This window comes from Hymenobacter rubripertinctus, from assembly GCF_003583925.1.
Taxonomy (GTDB): domain Bacteria; phylum Bacteroidota; class Bacteroidia; order Cytophagales; family Hymenobacteraceae; genus Hymenobacter; species Hymenobacter rubripertinctus.
Genome location: NZ_QYCN01000029.1, coordinates 49,509 through 69,606, shown reverse-complemented (window position 1 = coordinate 69,606; position 20,098 = coordinate 49,509). Strand labels below are relative to the sequence as shown.

Sequence of the window (20,098 nt, the reverse complement as noted above, 5' to 3'; positions counted from 1 at the left end):
GCAGGCATAATTTCAGGTAAAGGCAACACTGGCAAAGCTCCCCCCACCCGCGGGCGCATCCGATGACCAACCTCACGTCGGGACCTGATTTGCGTCAGCGCATCCGGGATGGCGGGCGGGCACCTTTGCTTTCTGGCTGGGGGCAAGAGTGCAGCTTGCTCCTATCTCACTCCACCCCGCAACGCTGCTACCTGTTCCGCTTATGTTCGCTCGTCATTCCTGGTCGTTTCTGTTGGTGGCGGCGCTGCTGTTCTGGGCGGGACTGGTGGCGGGCATCTCGTTTCTGGAAGCGCCGCTGAAGTTCACCGCGCCGGGTATTACCGTTCCGCTGGGCCTGGGCATCGGCCGTATCGTGTTCCAGGCCCTCAACAAGCTGGAAATCGGGCTGGCGGTGCTGGCCACCGGGGCCGCCTTCCGCCTGAAGGTGCCGACGAATCTGGCCCTGCCGCTGGGTTTGCTGGCCGCCGTGCTGGTGGTTCAGACGCTGTGGCTGCCGCCGGCCCTCGATGTGCGGGCCGTGGCCCTGCTGGCCGGCCAGGCTCTGCCCGCCAGCAACCTGCACCATCTTTATATTGGGGCCGAAGTGTTAAAACTGCTGCTACTGCTGGGCACCGCCGGCCGGGCCTTTCGGTTGTTCAGCCGCCAGCACTCAGGCCTGGTGCCTCCGGCAGGCGGCCTGAGTGCTGGCGCAGCCCCCTCTTCGCCTACCGTTCAAACGTTTCCTACCCAATCATGACCTCCGACACCCTGCCCGATATCCAGACCGAAGCCGACATCAAGGCCCTGGTCGATAGGTTCTACGACCGCGTGAACGCCGACCCGCTGCTGGGACCCGTTTTCAACGAGATGGCCCACGTGAACTGGGCGGCCCACCTGCCGCGCATGTACGATTTCTGGAGCGGCCTGCTGCTGCACACCAACCGCTACCAGGGCCAGCCCTTCGCCAAGCATATCCCGCTTCCCATCAGCGGGGAGCACTTTCAGCAGTGGCTGCACCTGTTCTGCCACACCGTCGACGCCCTGTTTGCCGGCCCGGTGGCCGATGAGGCGCGGCTGCGGGCCGGCAGCATTGCCCACGTTTTCGAGACCCGCCTGCGGACCCTCCACGACCCCCTTTCTATCCTTTAACCTAGCTCTTTTCCTCATGGAAGTTACCTCCGGCAGCCTGCTGGCGGGCACGCACGCCCACCCCTCCTCCGCCAACGCCACCACCCACGTGCTCCTGCGCCGCGAGGGCCACACCATCATCCATAAGCAGTTTGACGCTGGCCAGAGCATGGCCCCCCACCACGCCCCGCACGATGTTTTCGTGGTGGTGCTCAGCGGGGAACTCGATATCACCGTGGCCGACGAGCCCCGCCACTACGTGGCCGGCGACTACGTTATTTTTCCCGCCAACGCCATCCACAGCCTGTACTGCCCCCAAACCGCTCAAGTACTGATTTATCGGTAAGCTGCGGCCGGAACCGCCCGCAGCACGCAGCGCAGCACAAGGGTTTCTCTGCTGGCAGCTCAGCAGTGGCCACACCACCCTTGCCACCGGCGGCCATCAAGCACCAAGTACGCGCAGCATCCGCAACACCCGCGTGGCTGGCTCCGGCAACTGGTTTGTCGGAGCATATTTCTAATCAGGCGGCGGTAAAACAGGCGGTGGTTTTAACGTATGGTTAGTTGGTACTTGTGCTCGTCAGTAGCAAGTTGCAGGCGCATTTCTGCCCCAACGAAAGAAGCACTTGCCCCGACCCGACAGGCCGGAAGCCTCTGCGTGCAGTTGCCAGCCCAGGGCGGGGAGCCTTGGGCGGCGAAGAGAGGGGGAGGCGGGCAGTCAGGGGCACTCAGGGCTGGCACTCGCGGCACACGCCGGCCAGCAGGTAGTCGCGGCGCTGGGCCTCGAACCGGGCGGGCAGCGTAACGGCCGGAATGGCCACCTGCGTGAGGCAGTAAATGTGCTGGCAATGGGTGCACTTGAAGTGCACGTGGTCGTCGAGGTGCTGCTGGGCGGAGCAGCCCACGGCGCAGGCCGCGTAGCGCACTGTGTCGCTGGTATCAATCACGCGGTGAATCAGGCCGCTTTCCTCGAAGGTTTTGAGCGTGCGATAGAGCGTAATCCGGTCTACTTCGCCACCGATCTGCTGCTCCACCTCGTGGCCCGAGAGGGCGTAGGGGGAGCGGGACAACACGGCCAGCACGGCCCGGCGCACGGGCGTCTGGCGCAGCTGGTGGTGAGTCAGGGTCTGGGAAATAGAATCGGGCGTAGCCATAACGGCCCGAAGTTACGCGGAATCCGCCGGGGCCGGCTTCCGGCCGGGCATTGGTCCGCAAAAAAGGCCCCGGCTGAAACAACCGGGGCCTGATGTTGCAATAGATTAGCTCTTGACCGCTCGGACACACACCTGTAACCCAGCGGCGGGCCGAAGCTACGGAAAAGATACGGGTCTGAAAACCCGGCATTATCTGCCTGCTCCGCTGAGAAGCTCGCAGGGGTGCCCTGATGCCCGCTGGTGAGCCGTTAGCCCCGGTTTTTGGCTGATATATTGCTGAATATTTTTTATTTATTTTATCATTTAAATATTAAATAATGATATTAATTATTGCTTTAAACATAAAAAATGCTTCCTTTGTAGAAAGGCTCCTGTCCTACGCTCTACTTTCTACCCACCCATTCTATCCGGAGCTGCCCCCGCAAACTTCACCCCCTGCCACATGGAACGTTATCGGCACTACACGGACACTTCCCGCATCATTCTGCCGCTGGTAGATGTGTTGCTGATTTTTGGGGCCTTCCGGCTGGCGGGCCTGCAACAACTCGGGAGCTGGCATTTTGGAGGTTATTACCCGTTCTTCTTCGCCATTTTTGCCTTGCTCTGGTGGATTCTGTCGGGGCAGTTTGCCAACATCTACCGTACCGACCGGCTCATCACCTACCCCGAAAAGCTGCTCTACCTGATGCGCACGTTTTTGCTGCATGCCGGGGTGGTGCTGCTGGCCATTGTGCTGCTGAAGCTGTACTGGCCTCCGGCCCGCTACCTGTTTGCGGTCTACAGCTTTGCCGTAACGGCCGTAGTGGCGGGGCGCTTCCTGATGACGTTCGTGTACCGGACCTACCACCGCTACTTGGCCCGGCCACACAGCCGCTTCGTGATAGTGGGGGCGGGGGCCAGCGGCCAGGAGCTATACCGCTTCCTGGAGTCGCACGACCCGATTGCCAACCAGTTTATGGGCTTCTTCACCGACACGCCGGATAAGGTGCCCGCTGAGTTGCAGGCATCCGTGCGGGGCCGGCTGGCGGAGCTCAAGAACTTCTGCCTGCACGAGCAGATTGACGAAATCTACTTTGCCATGCCCCTCGACCGCCGCCAGCTGATTGAGGACCTCTCCCGCTTCGCCGATGAGCACTTTCTTGCTTTCCGCATCGTCCCCGATTTCCGCGGCACCGTCCGTCAGGAGGTGAACGTTTATTTCTACGACCACCTGCCGATTCTCACCATCCGCCACGCCCCGCTGGGCATCCGGGCCAACCTGGCCGTGAAACGGCTGTTTGACGTTGCCTTCTCGCTGGCTGTTATCCTGCTCGTGTTTCCGGTGGTACTCACGATATTGGCCGTCCTGATCAAGCTCGATTCGTCGGGACCTGTGTTTTTCAGGCAGCTGCGGCCGGGCAAGCGCAACCAGCTGTTTCCGTGCTTCAAGCTGCGCACCATGCGCACCGACCACGGCCGCACGGAGCTCCAGGCCACCAAGGGCGACCCGCGCATCACGCGCCTGGGCCACTACCTGCGCAAGTACAACCTCGATGAGCTGCCCCAGTTTTTCAATGTGCTGCTGGGCCATATGTCGGTGGTTGGGCCGCGCCCCAACATGATTTCCCAGTTGGAGGAATACAGCAAGCATATCCGCACGTATCAGATGCGCCACGCCGTTACGCCCGGCATCACGGGCTACGCCCAGGTGCACGGTTTCCGGGGCGAAACCCGGGAGGCCGGCACCATGGAAAAGCGGGTGGAATACGACCTGAAGTACGTGGAAAACTGGTCCTTCGGACTGGATATGAAAATCATCTGGCTCACCCTCTGGAACATGATGCGCGGCGAAAAAAACGCCTACTGACGGGCAGATGGTGAGTTTGATGTTTTCATTGTCTTCACTGCCCAACCTGCGCCATAAGGCCCAACAGAACGTCAAACTCACCACTTCACCATCTCCCCGATGCTGCCCAAGTTGCCCGTTCTGGATTCCTGGATTTCTACCGGTGCGCCGGCCGATTTCGTGGCTGCTATTCTGAAGCTGGGGGCAATGCGCACATCGGCCTACGTGTGCTTTGCCAACGTGCATATGGTGGTGGAAGCCCAGCGGGATGCCGGTTTTCGCCGGATTCTGCGCCAGGCCGCCCTGGTGGCCCCCGATGGTAGCCCGGTGGCCGCCGCCGTTGGCTGGCTCAACGCCGATACGCCGCCCCAGCCCCGGGTGGCCGGGATGGACCTGCTGCCCGAGCTGCTGAGCGCGGCCGCCGCCAGCGGGCAGTCGGTGTATTTCTACGGCACTACCGAGGCCGTGCTGGCCGCTATGGTAGCCCGGGCCGGGCGCGAACTACCCGCTTTGCGCGTTGTCGGGACCTGCTCGCCACCGTTCCGGCCCCTCACGCCCGCCGAAGACGCGGCCGAAGTGGCCGCCATCAACGCCGCCGACCCCGACCTGCTGTTTGTGGCCTTGGGCTGCCCCCGGCAGGAGCGCTGGATGGCTGCTCACCAGGACCGCGTGCGGGCCTGTATGCTGGGCGTGGGGCAGGCGTTTCCGGTGTACGCGGGCCTGGAGCCACGCCTGCCGCTGTGGGCCCGCCGCCTCTGGCTGGAATGGGCCTACCGGCTCTGGCTCGAACCGCGTCGGCTCTGGAAGCGCTACCTGCTGACCAATTCCCGCTTCGTGTACCTGCTGGCGCGCCGCTCGCTGGCCCACTTGGTAGGTCGGCCTGCGCCCCGCGCCACTGCTTAGCTAACCCGATGCGCAACCGGGTTGCCAAAGCAGGCCGCCCATCAGGGAGAAGGCGCGGGGGAGTTTGTATTTAACAGGATAATTGGCATCTTTTATTCTCTTTTTTTTAAAAATAACAACAAAAATTATTGATAATATTATAATATGTTTTATATTTCAGAAACCGTAGTCCCGGCCGGATACCGGCGCTGAGCGACTCCTTCAACTCCATCTGCTCTTTTCCTCCGGGTTCTTTATTCACCCACTTTCCCGATGCCTTATGAAAGCAGTTATTCTGGCGGGGGGCTACGGCACCCGCATCAGCGAAGAAAGCGGTGTGCGGCCCAAACCGATGGTTGAAATCGGGGGAAAGCCGATTCTGTGGCACATTATGAAGATTTACGCCCATCACGGTATCCGCGAATTTGTGGTGTGCTGCGGCTATAAGGGCCACCTGATCAAGCAGTACTTCTCCGACTACTTCCTGCACAACTCCGACGTAACGTTTCGCATGGACCGCAACGAAATGCAGATTCATCGCAACCACGCCGAGCCCTGGACCGTGACGCTGGTCGATACGGGCCAGGAAACCATGACCGGGGGGCGCCTGCGGCGGGTGCGCGACTACCTCACGCCCGGCGAAACGTTCTGCCTGACTTACGGCGACGGGGTGGGCGACGTGGATTTGCAGGCCGCCGTGCGCTACCACCGCCAGCAAGGGGCGCTGGCCACGCTCACGGCCGTGCGCCAGCCGGGCCGCTTCGGCGTGTTCAACCTGACGGACGAAAGTGAGCGGATTGGCAGCTTCACCGAAAAGCCCGAAGGGGGCGAAACCCCCTGGATCAACGGGGGCTTTTTCGTGCTTGAACCCGCCGTGCTCGATTACATTGCCGACGACGATACGGTTTGGGAAAAAGCCCCGCTGGAGCGACTGGCCGCCGAAGGCCACCTGGCGGCTTTCCGCCACACGGGCTTCTGGCAGCCCATGGATACGCTCCGCGACAAAAACATGCTGGAGGAGCTCTGGCAGCAGGGCCGCGCCCGTTGGAAAGTCTGGGACGATGCCCCCGAGCCCTCAATCCCCGACCCCGTACTGGCCGGCATTCTGGCCTCGCCCCTGGTTGCGCCCAGTCATGAGCGCGTCATTGCCCCTACCATCATGCCCGCCGACTAGCGGTGAACGAGTGAGTTGGTGAATGAGTGAAGTAGCTGTTGGAATAGTGTCTGCCCGGCGCTGTTGCAGTTGCTTCTGCACCGTTGCCGCGTACTCGTTCCGCTCTTTCGCTTCACCCATTCACTCATCCACTGAGTCACTCATTCACCACCCTATGCAACGCATTCTTATCACTGGCAATATGGGCTACGTAGGCCCCGGCGTGGTACGCCACCTGCGCCAGCAGTTTCCGCACGCCGAGCTCATTGGCTTCGATATGGGCTACTTCGCGCACTGCCTCACCGGAACGCACCGCCTGCCCGAGTCGTACCTGGACCGGCAGCTGTTCGGCGACGTGCGCCACCTGCCCGCCGGCCTGCTTGCCGGCGTAGACGCGGTGGTGAGTCTGGCCGCCATCAGCAACGACCCCATGGGCCAGACCTACGAGGACGTGACGCTGGCCGTGAACTACCGTGCTACCCTGGAACTGGCCCGCCGGGCCAAGGCGGCCGGGGTGAGCAGCTTTGTGTTCGCCTCCTCGTGCAGCATGTACGGGGAAGGGGGGGAGGGAGCCAAAACCGAAACCTCCCAGCTCAACCCGCTCACGGCCTACGCCCGCTCCAAGGTGCTGAGTGAGCAGCACCTGCGCCCGCTGGCGTCCGACGACTTTCTCATCACCTGCCTGCGCTTTGCCACTGCCTGCGGCTGGAGCGACCGGCTGCGGCTGGATCTGGTGGTCAACGACTTCGTGGCCGGGGCCGTGGCGGCCGGCGAAATCAGCATCCTGAGCGACGGCACCCCCTGGCGGCCCCTGATTCATGTGCAGGACATGGCCCGTGCCATTGAGTGGGCCATTGGCCGCCCGGCCGAGGTGGGCGGCACCTTCCTGGCCGTGAACACCGGCTCCGACCACTGGAACTACCAGGTGCGCGAACTGGCCTACGCCGTGGCCGGCTCGCTGCCCGGCACGCTGGTGAGCCTGAACGCCGCCGCCCCCCCCGACAAACGCTCCTACCGCGTCGATTTCAGCCTTTACCGGGAACTGGCCCCGGCCCACCAGCCCCGCCGCACCCTGGCCGATACCATCGACGAGCTGCGCGACGGCCTGCTGGCCATGAATTTCCGCGACCGGTCGTTCCGCTCCTCCGAGCTGATGCGCCTGCGGGTGCTCACCAGCCTGCGCGAGTCGCGGGAGCTGACCGACGAGCTGGGCTGGCGGCAGGTGGTACCCGCGCGCGCCGAGGTACTCCAATCGGTGGGCGTGTAACCAAGGCCGTTGCGGCGGCTGCCAGTACCCTCCGTGCTCACTATTCAACCACCTACGCGTATGATTTTCACTGAAACTGAACTGCCCGGGGCCTTCATTATTGATGTGGACCGCATGGCTGATGAACGCGGGTTTTTTGCCCGTTCCTGGTGCGAAGACGAATTTGCCGCCCACGGCATTCTCATGCCGCCCCTGCAGGCCAACGTCTCGTCGAACCCGCTGCGCGGTACCCTGCGCGGGATGCACTTCCAGCTCGCGCCCTACGAGGAAACCAAGTTGGTGCGCTGCACCCGCGGCGCCATCTACGACGTGATTGTGGACCTGCGCGAGGAGTCGCCGACTTATGGGCAGTGGCTGGGCGTGGAGCTGACCGCCGACTCGTTCCGGATGCTGTTCGTGCCCGGCCGCTTCGCCCACGGCTTCATCACGCTCCAGGACCATACCGACGTTTGCTACCAGGTGTCGGCCAAGTACACGCCGGGCCATGAGCGCGGCCTGCGCTGGAACGACTCCGCCATCGGCATCCAGTGGCCCTTCGAGCCCGTCCTCGTCTCCGAAAAAGACCAGCACCACCCCGATTTTGAGCTGAAAATACCGGAAATGAATTATGAATTATGAATTATGAATTATGAATTATGAATTATGAATGCACTTTTCTGAAAGCTTCTCCTAACGGGTTGTGAGCTATGACTATGAATGCGCCGCCGCGTTGTATGAACGGCCCAATTCATAATTCATAATTCGTAATTCATAATTCCAAAAACCCATGCTCATCGTTGATACTGCCCTGCAAAAACGCCAGCGCGAAGGTCGCCCGATTCGGGTGGGCCTGGTGGGGGCGGGCTTTATGGCCCGGGGCGTGGCCCGCCAGATTTGCTGCTACGTGCCCGGCATGGAGCTGGTGGCCATTGCCAACCGCACTCCCGAAAAAGCCCGCGCCATCTATGCCGAAGCCGGCGTGGTGGATGTAACCGAAGTGGCCTCCGTGTCCCAGCTCGAAGCCTGCCTGGCCCAGGGCCGCCCCGCCATCACCGACGACGCGCTGCTGCTGAGCCGGGCCGTGGGCATCGACGCCATTATTGAGGTGACCGGAGCCGTGGAGCACGGGGCGCACGTGGTGCTCGAAGCTATCCGGCACGCCAAGCACGTGGTGCTGCTCAACGCCGAGCTCGATGGTACGGTAGGCCCCATTCTGAAAGTGTACGCCGACCAGGCCGGCGTGGTGTACACCGTGTCCGACGGCGACCAGCCGGGCGTAACGCTCAACCTGGCCCGCTTCGTGAAGGGCCTGGGCATTACGCCGGTGCTCTGCGGTAATATCAAGGGCCTGCACGACCCCTACCGAAATCCCACCACCCAGGAGGGCTTTGCCCGGCAGTGGGGCCAGAACCCGAGTATGGTCACGAGCTTCGCCGACGGCAGTAAAATCAGCTTCGAGCAGGCCGTAACGGCCAATGCCCTGGGGATGCGGGTGGCCCGCCGCGGGATGCTGGGGCCTACTGTGGCGCCCGGTACGCCCATTACCAAAGCGGCCGAGTGGTACCCCCAGGAACTGCTGCTCAGCGGTGGCCCGGGCATCGTGGATTACGTGGTGGGGGCCGAGCCCGGCCCCGGGGTATTCGTGCTGGGTACTATTGATGATGCCGTGCAGCAGCACTACCTCAAGCTCTATAAGCTGGGACCCGGGCCGCTGTACTGTTTCTACACGCCCTACCACCTCTGCCACTTCGAAACGCCAACTACCGTGGCCCGGGCCGTGCTGTTTCAGGATGCCGCCCTGGCCCCCGCCGGCCCCATGTGCGTGGAAGTGGTGACGGCCGCCAAAATTGCGCTGCACGCCGGGCAGGTGCTCGATGGCATCGGCCACTACCACACCTACGGCCTGGCCGAAAACGCCGACGTCGCGCGCCACGAAAACCTGCTGCCCCTGGGCGTGGCCGAAGGCTGCATGCTGCGCCACGACGTGCCCCCGGACCAAGTGCTCACCTACGATGACGTGCTGCTGCCCGAGGGCCGGCTCATCGACCAGCTCCGCCGGGAGCAAGCCCGCTATTTCGGTTCGACTCCTGTCCCCAAAGACCAATCGGTTTCGGAGTCGGTCGTCTGATTCGCTCCCCGGCAACTCCGCCGCTTCGCCCCGCTCTACTTCCCGTCTGCTCCACCGCTCTTCTCTCACCTCCCCTACCTCGCATTGGCCATGGAATTGCTGCCATTGTTGCCGCCCGTTATCGCCCTAACGCCAGTTGACGTCCCCTCTGACCCCCGCTCCGCGCCGGTGGAGCCGCCGGCTAGTCCGTGCCGGTTCTGTGGTTCGGCCCTCGATTTCACCTTCGTCAACCTGGGCACCTCGCCCTTGTGCCAGGACCACGTGCGGCCCCACGAGTTCAACCGGGCCGAAGCATTCTACCCGCTCCATGCCCGCGTGTGCCGGAGCTGCTTTCTGGTGCAGCTGGACGAGTTTGTCACGTCGGAGGAAATTTTCCAGAACGACTATGCCTACTTCTCGTCCTACTCGCCCTCCTGGCTGCGCCACGCCCAGCGTTACACCGATATGGCCGCCGCGCGGTTCGGGCTCACCAAAGACAGCCTGGTGGTGGAAGTAGCATCTAATGACGGCTATCTGTTGCAGTACTTCGTGGAGAAGGAAATTCCGGTGCTTGGCATTGAGCCGGCGGCCAACGTGGCCGGCCATGCCCAGGCCAAGGGCATCAACACGCTAGTGCGCTTTTTTGGGCAGGAAACGGCCCATTACGTGGCCGCCCTCAGTGGGCAGGCCGATTTGCTGCTGGGCAACAACGTGCTGGCCCACGTGCCCGACATCAACGATTTTGTGGCGGGGATGCGGATTTTGCTTAAGCCCGGGGGCGTAATCACGATGGAGTTTCCGCACCTGCTGCGCCTGATGGAGGGCAACCAGTTTGACACTATCTACCACGAGCATTTCAGCTACCTCTCGTTTTATACTGTGGAGCGCATCTTCGCCCACCACGGCCTCACGCTGTTTGACGTGGAAGAGCTGAGCACCCACGGCGGCTCACTGCGCATCTTTGCCCGTCACTCAGCCAATAGTACGCATCCGGTGAGCCCCCAGGTAGCCGGGCTGCGCACGCGGGAGCTGGCCGCCGGCGTCACCGACCTGGCCTGTTACGCCGACTTTGGGGAGAAGGCCAAGGAAACCAAGCGCAAGCTGCTCGAATTCCTGATTGAAGCCCGCCGGGCCGGCAAAACGGTGGTCGGCTACGGCGCGCCGGGCAAGGGCAACACCCTGCTCAACTACTGCGGCATCCGCACCGATTTTCTGGAATATACCGTCGATGTGAGCCCCCACAAGCAGGGGAATTTCCTGCCCGGCACCCGCATTCCCATCTGCCACCCCGACCGCATCCGCGAAACCCGGCCCGACTACGTGCTGATTCTGCCCTGGAATCTGCGCGAGGAAATCATGGAGCAGATGGAAGATATCCGCAACTGGGGCGGCCGCTTCGTGGTGCCCATTCCGGAGGTGCAGGTGTATGCCTGACCACTAAAAAGCAGTAGCGTATGAAGCAGATTTCACCAAGGCAAGTCGTTTAGCTGGTTCTCCCGGGTGCCTGCGCGCCTTTCTCTCTCTCCCAAACCAATCAGCCAGATGAAAGTAGTTCTATTCTGTGGCGGACAAGGCATGCGCCTGCGCGAATACTCCGAAGCCATTCCCAAACCCATGGTGCCGCTGGGCTACCGCCCACTGCTGTGGCATATTATGCGCTACTATGCCCACTATGGCCACAAGGATTTTATCCTGTGCCTGGGCTACAAGGCCGATTCGGTGAAGCAATATTTCATGAATTACAACGAGTGCCTCTCCAACGACTTCGTGTTCTCGAAGGGTGGCCGGCAGGTGAAACTGCTGAGCTCCGATATTGACGACTGGAACATCACCTTTGTCGATACCGGCCTGCACAGCAACATCGGGGAGCGGCTGGCGGCCGTGCGCCCGTTTTTGGAAGGCGAGGAGATGTTTCTGGCCAACTACGCCGACGGCCTGACCGACCTGGACCTGCCGGCCATGCTGGCGGATTTTACGGCCTCGGCGGCGGTGGGAAGCTTTCTGGCCTACCAGCCCCCGCATAGCTTTCATATTGTGTCGCTGACCGATGACGACCACGTGGAGTACATCAGCCCCATTGCCCAATCAGGCTTGTGGATCAATGCGGGCTACTTCGCGTTTCGGACCGAAATATTCGACTACCTCCAGCCCGGCGAGGAGCTGGTGGAAAACCCGTTTCAGCGGCTTATTGCGGCCAACCGGCTGCGGGCGCACCGGCACACCGGCTTCTGGGCGGCCATGGATACGTTCAAGGACAAGCAGCAGCTCGACGAACTCTGCAACGGCGGCGATGTTCCCTGGGAAGTGTGGCGCAAGCCGCTGGCACCACGCGTGGTTGGGGGGGCGGTGCCATGCTAGCCCTGGTGCCGGCCGCCGGCCTGCGCCTGCTGTGCCTGGGCGCCCACGCCGACGACATTGAAATAGGGGCGGGGGGCACGCTGCTGCGCTGGCTGCGGGAAGGCCGGGTGGCGGCGGTGCACTGGGTGGTGTGGGCCGCCACCGAGGAGCGGGCCCGGGAAGCGGCGGCCAGCGCGGCCCTGTTTCTGGCCGCCGCGCCCGGCCCGGTAGAAGCCACCGTAACGGTACACCGCTTCGCCGACGGTTCTTTAGCGGCTGAGCGGGCCGTCATCAGGCAGCACTACGAGCAGCTTAAGCAATTCGAACCGAACCTGATTCTTACCCACTACCAGCACGACCTGCACCAGGACCACCGCTTGGTGTCGGAGCTGACCTGGAACACCTTCCGGAATCACCTGATTCTGGAATATGAAATTCCAAAGTATGACGGCGACCTGGGCAACCCGGCCGCCTTCGTGGACTTGCCCGCCGAGGTACTGGCCGAGAAGCTGCGTCTGCTGCAAACTGCCTTCCCAACCCAGGCCGGCAAGCACTGGTACGACGACGAAACGTTCCGGGCTTTGCCGCGCCTGCGCGGCATTCAGAGCGCCACCCGCTACGCCGAAGCCTTCCATCTGCGCAAGGTTTTGCTGGGGTGATGCGGTGAATGAGTGACTCGCTGAGTGGGTGGTCGATAGGCACTCTACCCATCTACTCATCCACCCATCTACTCATCCACCCATCCACTCATCCACCGAGTCACTCATTCCACCTCCCCCGTGCCTGTTACCGCCCCTTCTTCCGCTGCCTCCGCTACGGCCCTGACCGGGGAGGAAATGCACGCCCTGCTGGCGCGGCTCTACCCCATCTGCCGCAGCATTACCGGCGACGGAGTGCGCCAGACGCTGGCCGTGGTGGGCGAGTACCTGCCCGCGCTGGTGGTGCACGAGGTGCCCAGCGGCACGCCGGCCCTCGACTGGACGGTGCCCGTCGAGTGGAACATCCGGGATGCGTGGGTGAAGAACGCGGCCGGGGAGCGGGTCATCGATTTTCGGGCCCACAACCTGCACGTGCTGCAATACAGCCAGCCCAAGCATGGCTGGGTAACGCGCCAGGAACTGGAGGAGCACCTGTTTTCGCTGCCCGACCAGCCCGACCTGATTCCGTACCGCACCAGCTACTACCAGCCCAACTGGGGCTTCTGCCTCAGCCACCGCCAGCGCGAGCAGCTCCTCGACGAACACTACGAAATTGGCATCGACAGCACCCTGGACGAGGCCGGCTCCCTGACCTACGGCGAGCTGGTGCTGCCGGGCGCGACCGAAGAAGAGGTGCTGCTGTCCTGCCACTGCTGCCACCCCTCGCTGGCCAACGACAACCTTTCGGGGCTGGTGGTGGCCGTGGGCCTGGCGCGGTGGCTGGCCCGCGAACCGCGCCGCTACACCTACCGGTTCGTGTTCGGGCCGGGTACCATTGGCTCCATCGTGTGGCTGAGCCGCAACCCGGCGGCCGTGGCCCGCATCCGGCACGGGCTGGTGCTCACGTTGCTGGGCGGCCCCGGCCAGTTCACCTACAAGCAAAGCCGCCGCCGCACCGCCGAAATCGACCAGGCCGTGGCCCTGGTGCTGCGCGATGCCGGCCCGCCCCACGAGGTGCGCCCCTGGCTGCCCTACGGCTACGATGAGCGCCAGTACGGCTCGCCAGGCTTCAACCTGCCGGTGGGCTGCCTCTCGCGCACGCCCTTCGGCGAATTCCCGGAGTACCACACCTCCGCCGACACACCCGATTTTGTGCGCCCGGCCGAGCTGGCCGGCAGCCTGGCGCTGGTGCAGGCCGTGTGCGCCGCCCTCGAACATAACCGCATCTACCGCAACCTGAGCCCCTTCGGCGAGCCCCAGCTGGGCCGGCGCGGGCTGTACAAGGGCGTGGGCGGCGGCCAGGAGGGGGCCGACTGGCAGATGGCCCTGCTCTGGCTGCTCAACCTCTCCGACGGCTCGGCCAGCCTGCTGGCGGTGGCCGCCCAAGCCAACCTGCCGCTGCCGCTGCTGCACCGCGCCGCGCACGCCCTGGAAGCCGCCGGGCTGCTGGCGGCGGTGGCAGCGGGTGGGTAATCAATGGATGAAGAAGCCTTACTCTCCTCTTAGAAGCCGCCTTCATGTCTGACTATCTCGCCGTTCTGCCGGGTACTGCTCCCGAAGCACCAATTGCCGCTGCGGCTTCATTTGCCCACCAACCCCGCGACTTCACGCGCGCCAACGCCCTGAAAAGCCGCTTCAACCGCGCCATTCCGGGCGGGGCGCACACCTATGCCAAGGGCGACGACCAGTTCCCCGAGTTCATGGCTCCCTACATCGTGCGGGGGCAGGGGGCGCACGTTTGGGATGTGGATGGCAACCAGTTCGTGGAGTTCGGGGCCGGGTTGCGTTCCGTCACGCTGGGCCACGCCTACGCGCCGGTGGTGCGGGCCGCCCGGCGCCAGCTGGAACTGGGGGCCAACTTCGGGCGGCCGGCCCTGCTGGAGCTGGAAACGGCCGAGGAGTTCCTGGCCTGCACCGGGGCCGGCGACATGGTGAAGTTTGCCAAAAACGGCTCCGATGTCACCAGTGCTGCCCTCAAGCTGGCCCGCGCCTACACCGGCCGCGACCTGGTAGCCGTGTGCCAGGACCACCCGTTTTTCTCGGTCGATGACTGGTTTATGGGCACCACGCCCCTTGATGCGGGTATTCCGCAGGCCATCCGGGACCTGAGCCGTTCGTTTCGCTACAACGATTTGCCGGGGCTGGAAGCGCTGCTGGCTGCCCACCCGGGACAGGTGGCGGCCGTGATTCTGGAAGTGGAAAAAGACCAGCCGCCCGCCCCCGGCTACCTGGCCGGCGTGCAGGCCCTGTGCCGCCGCGAAGGGGTAGTGCTCATCTTCGACGAAATCATTACCGGTTTCCGCTGGCACCGGCGCGGGGCCCAGCACTGCCACGGCGTGCAGCCCGACCTCTCTACCTTTGGCAAGGCCCTGGCCAACGGCTTCAGCGTGGCCGCCCTGGCCGGCCGCCGCGAGCTGATGGAACTCGGTGGCCTCGATCATGCCCGGCAGCGGGTGTTCCTGCTCTCGACCACCTACGGAGCCGAAACCCACGCCCTGGCTGCCGCCCGCGCCGTGATGCAGGTGTATCAGCAGGAACCCGTGACGGAGCGTTTGCACGCGCTGGGCGCGCGGCTGGCGCTGGGCGTCAACCAGGCCATTGCCGGCCACCAGCTGGAGCCCTACGTGCAGCTGCTGGGCCGGCCCTGCTGCCTCACCTACGCCACCCGCGACCAGCAGGGGCAGCCCTCCCAGGCGCTCCGGGCCCTGTTTCTCCAGGAAACCACCCGGCGCGGCCTGCTCTGCCCGTCCTTCATCACCAACTACTCCATGACCGACAGCCTTATCGACCAGACCGTGGACAGCCTGCACGAGGTGCTGGCCATCTACCGCCTGGCCTTGGATAATGGCGTGGAAAACTACCTGGAGGGCCGCCCGCTGAAAGTGGTGTACCGCAAGTACAACTGATCCGGTAGCAGTGCTCAAAAGACTTGGCCGACAGACCGCCCGCTAGGTGGCCATTGGGCCGCCTAGCGGGCGTCAGTTTGTAGAATAACTGCTCCAGAACGGTAGCGCCGCCCAAAACACCTACCGGACTGTGTTCTGTGCGGCAACCCGGCTGGCTTTGCGTCCTGGCCGACTACAGCCTTGGCAAAGGCGTGTTGCATCTTGCCGTGTTGCATGATTTTTTGCAACACGGCAAGATGCAACACGCCTTTGCCAAGGTTGCTGAGGTTCTGCTAATCAGATGAAGAACTGGCTGCCGAGCACGAGCAGGCCGGCGAGCAGGTAGAAGAGGAAGCGTTGCAGCTTTTGGGCGGGCGTATGGTGGTTACACATGGAGCCGCAACAGGGGCCGGGGGTGTTTGCGTTCAGCGCCGCCAGCTTAGCTGGTGGGCGTGAGCCAAGCCAGCGACCGGGGCTGGGGCGGAGTCCAGCGCAGGCGCAGGAGCAGGCGCAGAAGCAGGTGAACCGGCTGCCACCGGAGCGGCAAGCCCTGGCGGCGCAGCTCGGGCAGCTCCAGCAGGCGCAGAATCCGGTGGGCCGCAGTGGGATCGTGCAGGCGCAGGGAACGGTAGGCCCCGGCCAGCACAAACTGGGCGAAGAAGTGGCCCCGGGCCTTGTGCAGGCGGGCGGCGGGCAACACCTCAAGCGCCCCGGCTTTCTGGAAAATGCGCAGCAGCAGCTCAATGGTCTGCTCGTTGAAAACGCCCGTTGTATCGGCGCCCTCGTGCACGGTGTAGGCGCACGTGGTGAGGGGCACGCGGTACACGCCGGTCTGGGCGAATACGCGCAGCCAGAGGTCGGTGTCGTCGGTGGTGAGTTGGGTGGGGTCGGGGCCGCCGGTGCTTTCGTACGCGGCCCGGCTCACCACCATCCCCGGTATGCGCACCAGGGAGGAGTTGGAGAGCAGAAACTCGACGGCCGTAGCCGGGGCCAGATACTGCTCCCGCGCCGGCGTCTGTTGCTGCACTAGTTGCCGCCGGGCATCTACCACATCCACCCCGAACAGCACCGCGTGCTGCTGGCCCCGCACGCGGTGCAGCACGCGCAGCATGGCGGCCAGACCACCGGGCCGGAGGTAATCGTCGTCGTGGAGCATGAGCAGGTACTCGCCCCGGGCGCGCTCCACGCAGGCCACCCAGTTGGTAGCGCTGGTGCCACCGGGCGGGTTGCGGTAGTAACGCCACTGGGTGGCCGGCTGGGCAGCCAAAACGTGCGCCGTTACCTGCCCGCCAAAATCGTTGGCGGTGGAGTTGTCGGATACCACTAGCTCCACTTCGGGTGGCAGCGGCCCCACCGAGCGCAGGGCGCGGGCCAGCATTTCGGGCCGGTGGTAGGTGGGCACGCAGATGCTGAGCAGGGGCGCCGCCGCCGCCGCCGCTGGCGCGGGAGCCCAGCCCCGGCTGGCCCGCTGCTGCACTACGCGCCGGGTGGCCAGCACGGCGCGCCAGTGCTGCCAGAGGTAGCGCACGGCCCGCAACGAAGCGCGCTCGGCCAGCAGCGAATAGGCCACAATGGCCAGCTGCCGGGGCAGGGCGCGCAGCAGCAAACCGGGAGCCTGCCGGGGCGTGGTATTTTTGAGCAGCAGCAGCCACTGGTTCTTGACGGCATCGGCCTTGATGGCCCCGCTCAGGCGGCGGCGCAGTTGCAGGTTGGCGGGCAGAAACTGGCGCGGGTGCAAGGCCCGGCAACCGGGTTCCAGCACCGTGCGCCAGCCGTAGAGGCGGCCCCGCCAGGCAATATCCCAGTCTTCTTTGTGGGCAAAAAACCGGGAATCGAAAAACTCGCCTTCCACCCGCAAATCATCAATAAACTGCCGCCGGAACAGGGGCAAAGCCCCATCGGCCCCGTCTACGTCCGTGGTGGTGAGGGGGCCGGCCTGGCTCAGGCGCTGGCCGTGCAGGCGCAGGCCGAAGCGCCCGTCGGGCCGGGCCACCATGCCGGCACTGTCGATGCGCGGGTCGGGCTCCCGGCTTTGCAGCAGCAGGCCGCACACGGTGCCGATGCGCGCATGCTGGTGAATGGCCGCAATGGCCCGGGCCAGGTAATCGGGCGCCATTTCCACATCGGGGTTCACCAGCAGCACCAGCTCGTGCAGGGTGCGGTCGAGGGCGTAGTTGTGGCCCCCGCAGAAGCCCGTGTTGGTGGGCAGCGCGTGCAGGTGCAGGCGGGCATCGGTGGCGGCCAGCGCGGCCACGCGGGCACGGGTGTCATCCTGCGAATCGTTATCGACCACCCATACCTCAAACCCGGCGTAGGACTGCGCCAGGACCGATTGCAGGCAGGCCTCAATGGTATCGGCACTGTTCCAGGTAACGAGGGAAAGCAAAACGGAAGGCATAGGCAGGGGCAAAAAAGGCGGGAAGCAATGCGTACGGGAGGCCGCCCGGGGCCTCAGACCAGCGTAGCGGTGCGGGCCAGGGCTTTCTCCAGCAGAGGCCGAAACGCGGCCAGGTCCACCAGCAGGTCGTCGCGCTGGGCGTTGGTGCGGGAGGTGCTGGCCTGGGGCGAAGTGCCCACCAAAAACTGGTGCCCGATGCCCAGGCGGGCGGTGAACTCCAGGTAGTCGGCCACCACGAAGCTGGGCGGAAACAGCTCGATGAGCTGGGCACCCACCGGGCTGAAAGCCAGGTTGGCCAGCCCGGCCCCCACCGCCGATACCACCACCCGGGCCTGGGCGAAGAGGGCCGTTTTTTCGGCCTGGGAGTAGGGCGTAAGCACGTGGGTTTCGAAGCCGTATTCGCGCAGCAACTCTTCCAGCGCGGGCTCGTTGAGAATCCGGCGGCCGGGCGCGTCGCGGCGGCTGATGTAGATGTTGGGGCTGAACGGGCGCTCCACCGGGGGCGGGGGCAGCAGACTGCGGCGCAGAAAGTCGAAGGCCCAGTTGGGGGTGTGGGTGAGGTGGCCCCGCACGTTGGAGGTAGCCAGCAGCCGGCGGGCCCGCAGGTGGGGCTGGGTGGCTACATCCAGCAGCCGCTCGGCCCCGATGCCCAGGGCCGCCATGGTTTCGCGCACAAACGACTTCGTTTTATCATACACCAGAAAGTAGTCCACGGCACTGAGCAGGCCGGCTTCCCGCACCAGGTGCAGGCGGGGCAGCGAGTCGATGAGCCAGTGGTAGTAGTTGCCGCTGGCCGCCCCCCCCCCCGACAGCAGGCTGCACACGGTACCGGGCACGTCAACGGGCGTCTGAAAGTAAGCCTGCCGGAAAATGTTGTTGTCCTGAGGAGCGCACAGCTGCATTTGCCGGTGGTCGTACTGAAACGACACGTCCCCGACCAGCCGGCCGTCGGCGGATATGATGGCTACGCTCTCGAAGTTGTCGGCATAAACGCGGCCGTTGGTGAGCTCGACCACAAACGCGGGCGGCACTTTTTCCTGGCGGTGGGGCTTGCCGTGCAGGCCCGTGTACTCGGAGGCCAGGGCGTAAAAATCGTCGGGAATAACCAGGTAGGAGGTGTAGCCGGGCACCACCCCGAAGTAGGCCGTGCCACTGCCCGGGTGCGCCGCCAGCTCGCGGCTGCTCGGATGTACGCCTACGGGGCGGTACTGTACCAGATGAGGCGTCCATTCGCGCAGCCAGCGGCCGGCCTTGCGCTGAACCCGGGTTAGTGCGTCGTGCATAGCAGCGGGGATAATACATCGGAATAAGGCGTTTCAGACCAGGTGGGGCTCGGCGTAGCGGATGGCCGCCTGCCGCCATTCGCTGGACGCCAGCACGGCCGTGATGCCCGCGCGCAGCCCGGTGCGGTGCTGCCAGCCCAGAGCGTGCAGGCGGCTCACGTCCAGCAATTTGCGCGGGGTGCCATCAGGCCGGGAGAAGTCGAACAGAATTTCGCCGGTGTAGCCCGTGAGTTCTGCCACCAGGTCGGCCAGCTCCTGAATACTGATGTCGCGGCCGGTCCCGATGTTGACGGGCGCGGCTCCGTCGTAGGTGAGCAGCAGGTGCAGGCAGGCGTCGGCCAGATCATCCACGTGCAGGAATTCGCGGCGGGGCGTGCCCGTGCCCCACACCTGCACCTGGGGCAGGCCCCGGGCGGCGGCCTCCGCGAACTTGCGCAGCAGGGCCGGCAGCACGTGGGAGGTCTGCAAATCGTAGTTGTCGCCGGGGCCGTAGAGGTTGGTGGGCATCACCGAAATGAAGTTGCAGCCGTACTGGGCGCGGTAGGCTTCGCAGAGCTTGAGGCCGGCAATTTTGGCAATGGCGTAAGGCTCGTTCGTGGCTTCCAGCGGCCCCGTGAGCAGGTATTCCTCCCGGATGGGCTGGGGGGCCAGCTTGGGGTAGATGCAGGAGGAGCCCAGAAACAGCAGCTTGCGCACGCCCCGGCGCTGGCTCTCGCGCAGCACGTTGCTCTGAATCATGAGGTTGTCGTGCAGAAAATCGGCTCGGTAGGTGTTGTTGGCCACGATGCCGCCCACTTTGGCGGCCGCCAGCAGCACGTACTCGGGGCTTTCGAGGGCGAAGAAATCCTCCACGGCGGCGGAGTCGCGCAGGTCGAGCTGCTGGGAGGTGCGCACCACCAGGTTGTGGTAGCCCGCGGCTTGCAGGCGGCGCACCAGGGCCGCGCCCACCATGCCCCGGTGGCCGGCCACGTATATTCGGGCGTCAGGATGTATCATGTTTACGGTGTGCTGAGGAGAGAGTGAGAGAGTAGGCTGAAGCAGGCGCGGTCAGGTGCTGACGAGGGGGCTGGTGCGGCCCCTCCA

The 20,098-nt window shown here is 64.3% G+C and carries 18 protein-coding genes; 14 read left to right on the top strand and 4 right to left on the bottom strand.

Annotated features, from left to right (window positions below; genetic code table 11):
* Nucleotides 1-202: 202 nt before the first annotated feature.
* Genes D0T11_RS16510 through D0T11_RS16500 form a run of 3 tightly spaced genes read left to right on the top strand, consistent with a single transcriptional unit; the run spans nucleotide 203 to nucleotide 1,453 of the window.
* Nucleotides 203-736 (top strand): hypothetical protein, encoded by a 534-nt coding sequence (locus D0T11_RS16510; RefSeq protein WP_220473740.1) that lies wholly within the window; start codon nucleotides 203-205, stop codon nucleotides 734-736.
* On the top strand, nucleotides 733-1,128 hold the full coding sequence (locus tag D0T11_RS16505) for a group III truncated hemoglobin (RefSeq protein WP_119656904.1): 396 nt from the start codon (nucleotides 733-735) through the stop codon (nucleotides 1,126-1,128). Before D0T11_RS16510 ends, D0T11_RS16505 begins: the two co-directional genes overlap by 4 nt.
* A 16-nt stretch (nucleotides 1,129-1,144) precedes the next feature.
* Entirely contained in the window at nucleotides 1,145-1,453 is a 309-nt protein-coding gene (locus D0T11_RS16500; protein ID WP_182888456.1) for a cupin domain-containing protein, read from the top strand.
* Between the two features lie 382 nt (nucleotides 1,454-1,835).
* Here D0T11_RS16500 and D0T11_RS16495 read toward each other — a convergent pair whose 3' ends face one another.
* Entirely contained in the window at nucleotides 1,836-2,261 is a 426-nt protein-coding gene (locus D0T11_RS16495) for a Fur family transcriptional regulator (RefSeq protein ID WP_119656902.1), read from the bottom strand.
* 442 nt (nucleotides 2,262-2,703) lie between these two features.
* On the opposite strand from D0T11_RS16495, the gene D0T11_RS16490 reads away from it, so the two are divergent.
* The 11 genes from D0T11_RS16490 to D0T11_RS16440 all read left to right on the top strand — a co-directional run bounded on the left by D0T11_RS16490 (nucleotide 2,704) and on the right by D0T11_RS16440 (nucleotide 15,355).
* Nucleotides 2,704-4,107, top strand: a complete 1,404-nt coding sequence (locus D0T11_RS16490) for an exopolysaccharide biosynthesis polyprenyl glycosylphosphotransferase (protein WP_119656901.1) — start codon at nucleotides 2,704-2,706, stop codon at nucleotides 4,105-4,107.
* 99 nt (nucleotides 4,108-4,206) lie between these two features.
* Nucleotides 4,207-4,989 carry a WecB/TagA/CpsF family glycosyltransferase gene (locus tag D0T11_RS16485; protein WP_119656900.1) on the top strand — a complete coding sequence of 261 codons (783 nt, stop codon included), beginning with the start codon at nucleotides 4,207-4,209 and terminating at the stop codon, nucleotides 4,987-4,989.
* A 259-nt stretch (nucleotides 4,990-5,248) separates the two neighbouring features.
* Nucleotides 5,249-6,142 (top strand): glucose-1-phosphate cytidylyltransferase, encoded by an 894-nt coding sequence (rfbF, locus tag D0T11_RS16480; protein ID WP_119656899.1) that lies wholly within the window; start codon nucleotides 5,249-5,251, stop codon nucleotides 6,140-6,142.
* Nucleotides 6,143-6,296: 154 nt separating this feature from the next.
* A complete protein-coding gene (locus D0T11_RS16475; protein ID WP_119656898.1) occupies nucleotides 6,297-7,388 on the top strand; it encodes an NAD-dependent epimerase/dehydratase family protein in 1,092 nt (363 codons plus the stop codon).
* Nucleotides 7,389-7,448: 60 nt separating this feature from the next.
* Nucleotides 7,449-8,006 carry a dTDP-4-dehydrorhamnose 3,5-epimerase gene (gene rfbC / locus D0T11_RS16470; protein ID WP_119656897.1) on the top strand — a complete coding sequence of 186 codons (558 nt, stop codon included), beginning with the start codon at nucleotides 7,449-7,451 and terminating at the stop codon, nucleotides 8,004-8,006.
* A 148-nt stretch (nucleotides 8,007-8,154) separates the two neighbouring features.
* Nucleotides 8,155-9,495, top strand: coding sequence for an NAD(P)H-dependent oxidoreductase (locus D0T11_RS16465; protein WP_119656896.1), 1,341 nt, complete (start codon nucleotides 8,155-8,157; stop codon nucleotides 9,493-9,495).
* Between the two features lie 90 nt (nucleotides 9,496-9,585).
* The gene (locus tag D0T11_RS16460) at nucleotides 9,586-10,908 is read left to right on the top strand and encodes a class I SAM-dependent methyltransferase (RefSeq protein ID WP_119656895.1); all 1,323 of its coding nucleotides are present in this window, start codon (nucleotides 9,586-9,588) and stop codon (nucleotides 10,906-10,908) included.
* A gap of 108 nt (nucleotides 10,909-11,016) precedes the next feature.
* Nucleotides 11,017-11,832 carry a sugar phosphate nucleotidyltransferase gene (locus tag D0T11_RS16455; protein ID WP_119656894.1) on the top strand — a complete coding sequence of 272 codons (816 nt, stop codon included), beginning with the start codon at nucleotides 11,017-11,019 and terminating at the stop codon, nucleotides 11,830-11,832.
* On the top strand, nucleotides 11,781-12,470 hold the full coding sequence (locus D0T11_RS16450; RefSeq protein ID WP_220473739.1) for a PIG-L deacetylase family protein: 690 nt from the start codon (nucleotides 11,781-11,783) through the stop codon (nucleotides 12,468-12,470). Before D0T11_RS16455 ends, D0T11_RS16450 begins: the two co-directional genes overlap by 52 nt.
* A gap of 120 nt (nucleotides 12,471-12,590) precedes the next feature.
* A complete protein-coding gene (locus D0T11_RS16445) occupies nucleotides 12,591-13,922 on the top strand; it encodes a DUF4910 domain-containing protein (protein WP_220473738.1) in 1,332 nt (443 codons plus the stop codon).
* Nucleotides 13,923-13,966: 44 nt separating this feature from the next.
* Complete coding sequence (locus tag D0T11_RS16440; protein ID WP_119656891.1) at nucleotides 13,967-15,355, top strand: glutamate-1-semialdehyde 2,1-aminomutase; 1,389 nt, start codon at nucleotides 13,967-13,969, stop codon at nucleotides 15,353-15,355.
* A gap of 418 nt (nucleotides 15,356-15,773) precedes the next feature.
* On the opposite strand, the gene D0T11_RS16435 is transcribed toward D0T11_RS16440, so the two are convergent.
* Genes D0T11_RS16435 through D0T11_RS16425 form a run of 3 tightly spaced genes read right to left on the bottom strand, consistent with a single transcriptional unit; the run spans nucleotide 15,774 to nucleotide 20,008 of the window.
* The gene (locus D0T11_RS16435) at nucleotides 15,774-17,732 is read right to left on the bottom strand and encodes a glycosyltransferase (protein WP_119656890.1); all 1,959 of its coding nucleotides are present in this window, start codon (nucleotides 17,730-17,732) and stop codon (nucleotides 15,774-15,776) included.
* 53 nt (nucleotides 17,733-17,785) lie between these two features.
* On the bottom strand, nucleotides 17,786-19,015 hold the full coding sequence (locus tag D0T11_RS16430) for a glycosyltransferase family 61 protein (protein WP_119656889.1): 1,230 nt from the start codon (nucleotides 19,013-19,015) through the stop codon (nucleotides 17,786-17,788).
* Between the two features lie 33 nt (nucleotides 19,016-19,048).
* A complete protein-coding gene (locus D0T11_RS16425; protein WP_119656931.1) occupies nucleotides 19,049-20,008 on the bottom strand; it encodes a GDP-L-fucose synthase family protein in 960 nt (319 codons plus the stop codon).
* Nucleotides 20,009-20,098 lie beyond the last annotated feature (90 nt).

Coding starts and splice junctions, on each gene's coding strand:
- D0T11_RS16430 (WP_119656889.1), bottom strand. CDS start 19,015: ATGCACGACGCACTAACCCGGGTTCAGCGCAAGGCCGGCCGCTGGCTG.
- D0T11_RS16460 (WP_119656895.1), top strand. CDS start 9,586: ATGGAATTGCTGCCATTGTTGCCGCCCGTTATCGCCCTAACGCCAGTT.
- D0T11_RS16455 (WP_119656894.1), top strand. CDS start 11,017: ATGAAAGTAGTTCTATTCTGTGGCGGACAAGGCATGCGCCTGCGCGAA.
- D0T11_RS16490 (WP_119656901.1), top strand. CDS start 2,704: ATGGAACGTTATCGGCACTACACGGACACTTCCCGCATCATTCTGCCG.
- D0T11_RS16485 (WP_119656900.1), top strand. CDS start 4,207: ATGCTGCCCAAGTTGCCCGTTCTGGATTCCTGGATTTCTACCGGTGCG.
- D0T11_RS16495 (WP_119656902.1), bottom strand. CDS start 2,261: ATGGCTACGCCCGATTCTATTTCCCAGACCCTGACTCACCACCAGCTG.
- D0T11_RS16475 (WP_119656898.1), top strand. CDS start 6,297: ATGCAACGCATTCTTATCACTGGCAATATGGGCTACGTAGGCCCCGGC.
- D0T11_RS16435 (WP_119656890.1), bottom strand. CDS start 17,732: ATGCCTTCCGTTTTGCTTTCCCTCGTTACCTGGAACAGTGCCGATACC.
- rfbC (WP_119656897.1), top strand. CDS start 7,449: ATGATTTTCACTGAAACTGAACTGCCCGGGGCCTTCATTATTGATGTG.
- D0T11_RS16505 (WP_119656904.1), top strand. CDS start 733: ATGACCTCCGACACCCTGCCCGATATCCAGACCGAAGCCGACATCAAG.
- D0T11_RS16510 (WP_220473740.1), top strand. CDS start 203: ATGTTCGCTCGTCATTCCTGGTCGTTTCTGTTGGTGGCGGCGCTGCTG.
- D0T11_RS16440 (WP_119656891.1), top strand. CDS start 13,967: ATGTCTGACTATCTCGCCGTTCTGCCGGGTACTGCTCCCGAAGCACCA.
- D0T11_RS16500 (WP_182888456.1), top strand. CDS start 1,145: ATGGAAGTTACCTCCGGCAGCCTGCTGGCGGGCACGCACGCCCACCCC.
- rfbF (WP_119656899.1), top strand. CDS start 5,249: ATGAAAGCAGTTATTCTGGCGGGGGGCTACGGCACCCGCATCAGCGAA.
- D0T11_RS16465 (WP_119656896.1), top strand. CDS start 8,155: ATGCTCATCGTTGATACTGCCCTGCAAAAACGCCAGCGCGAAGGTCGC.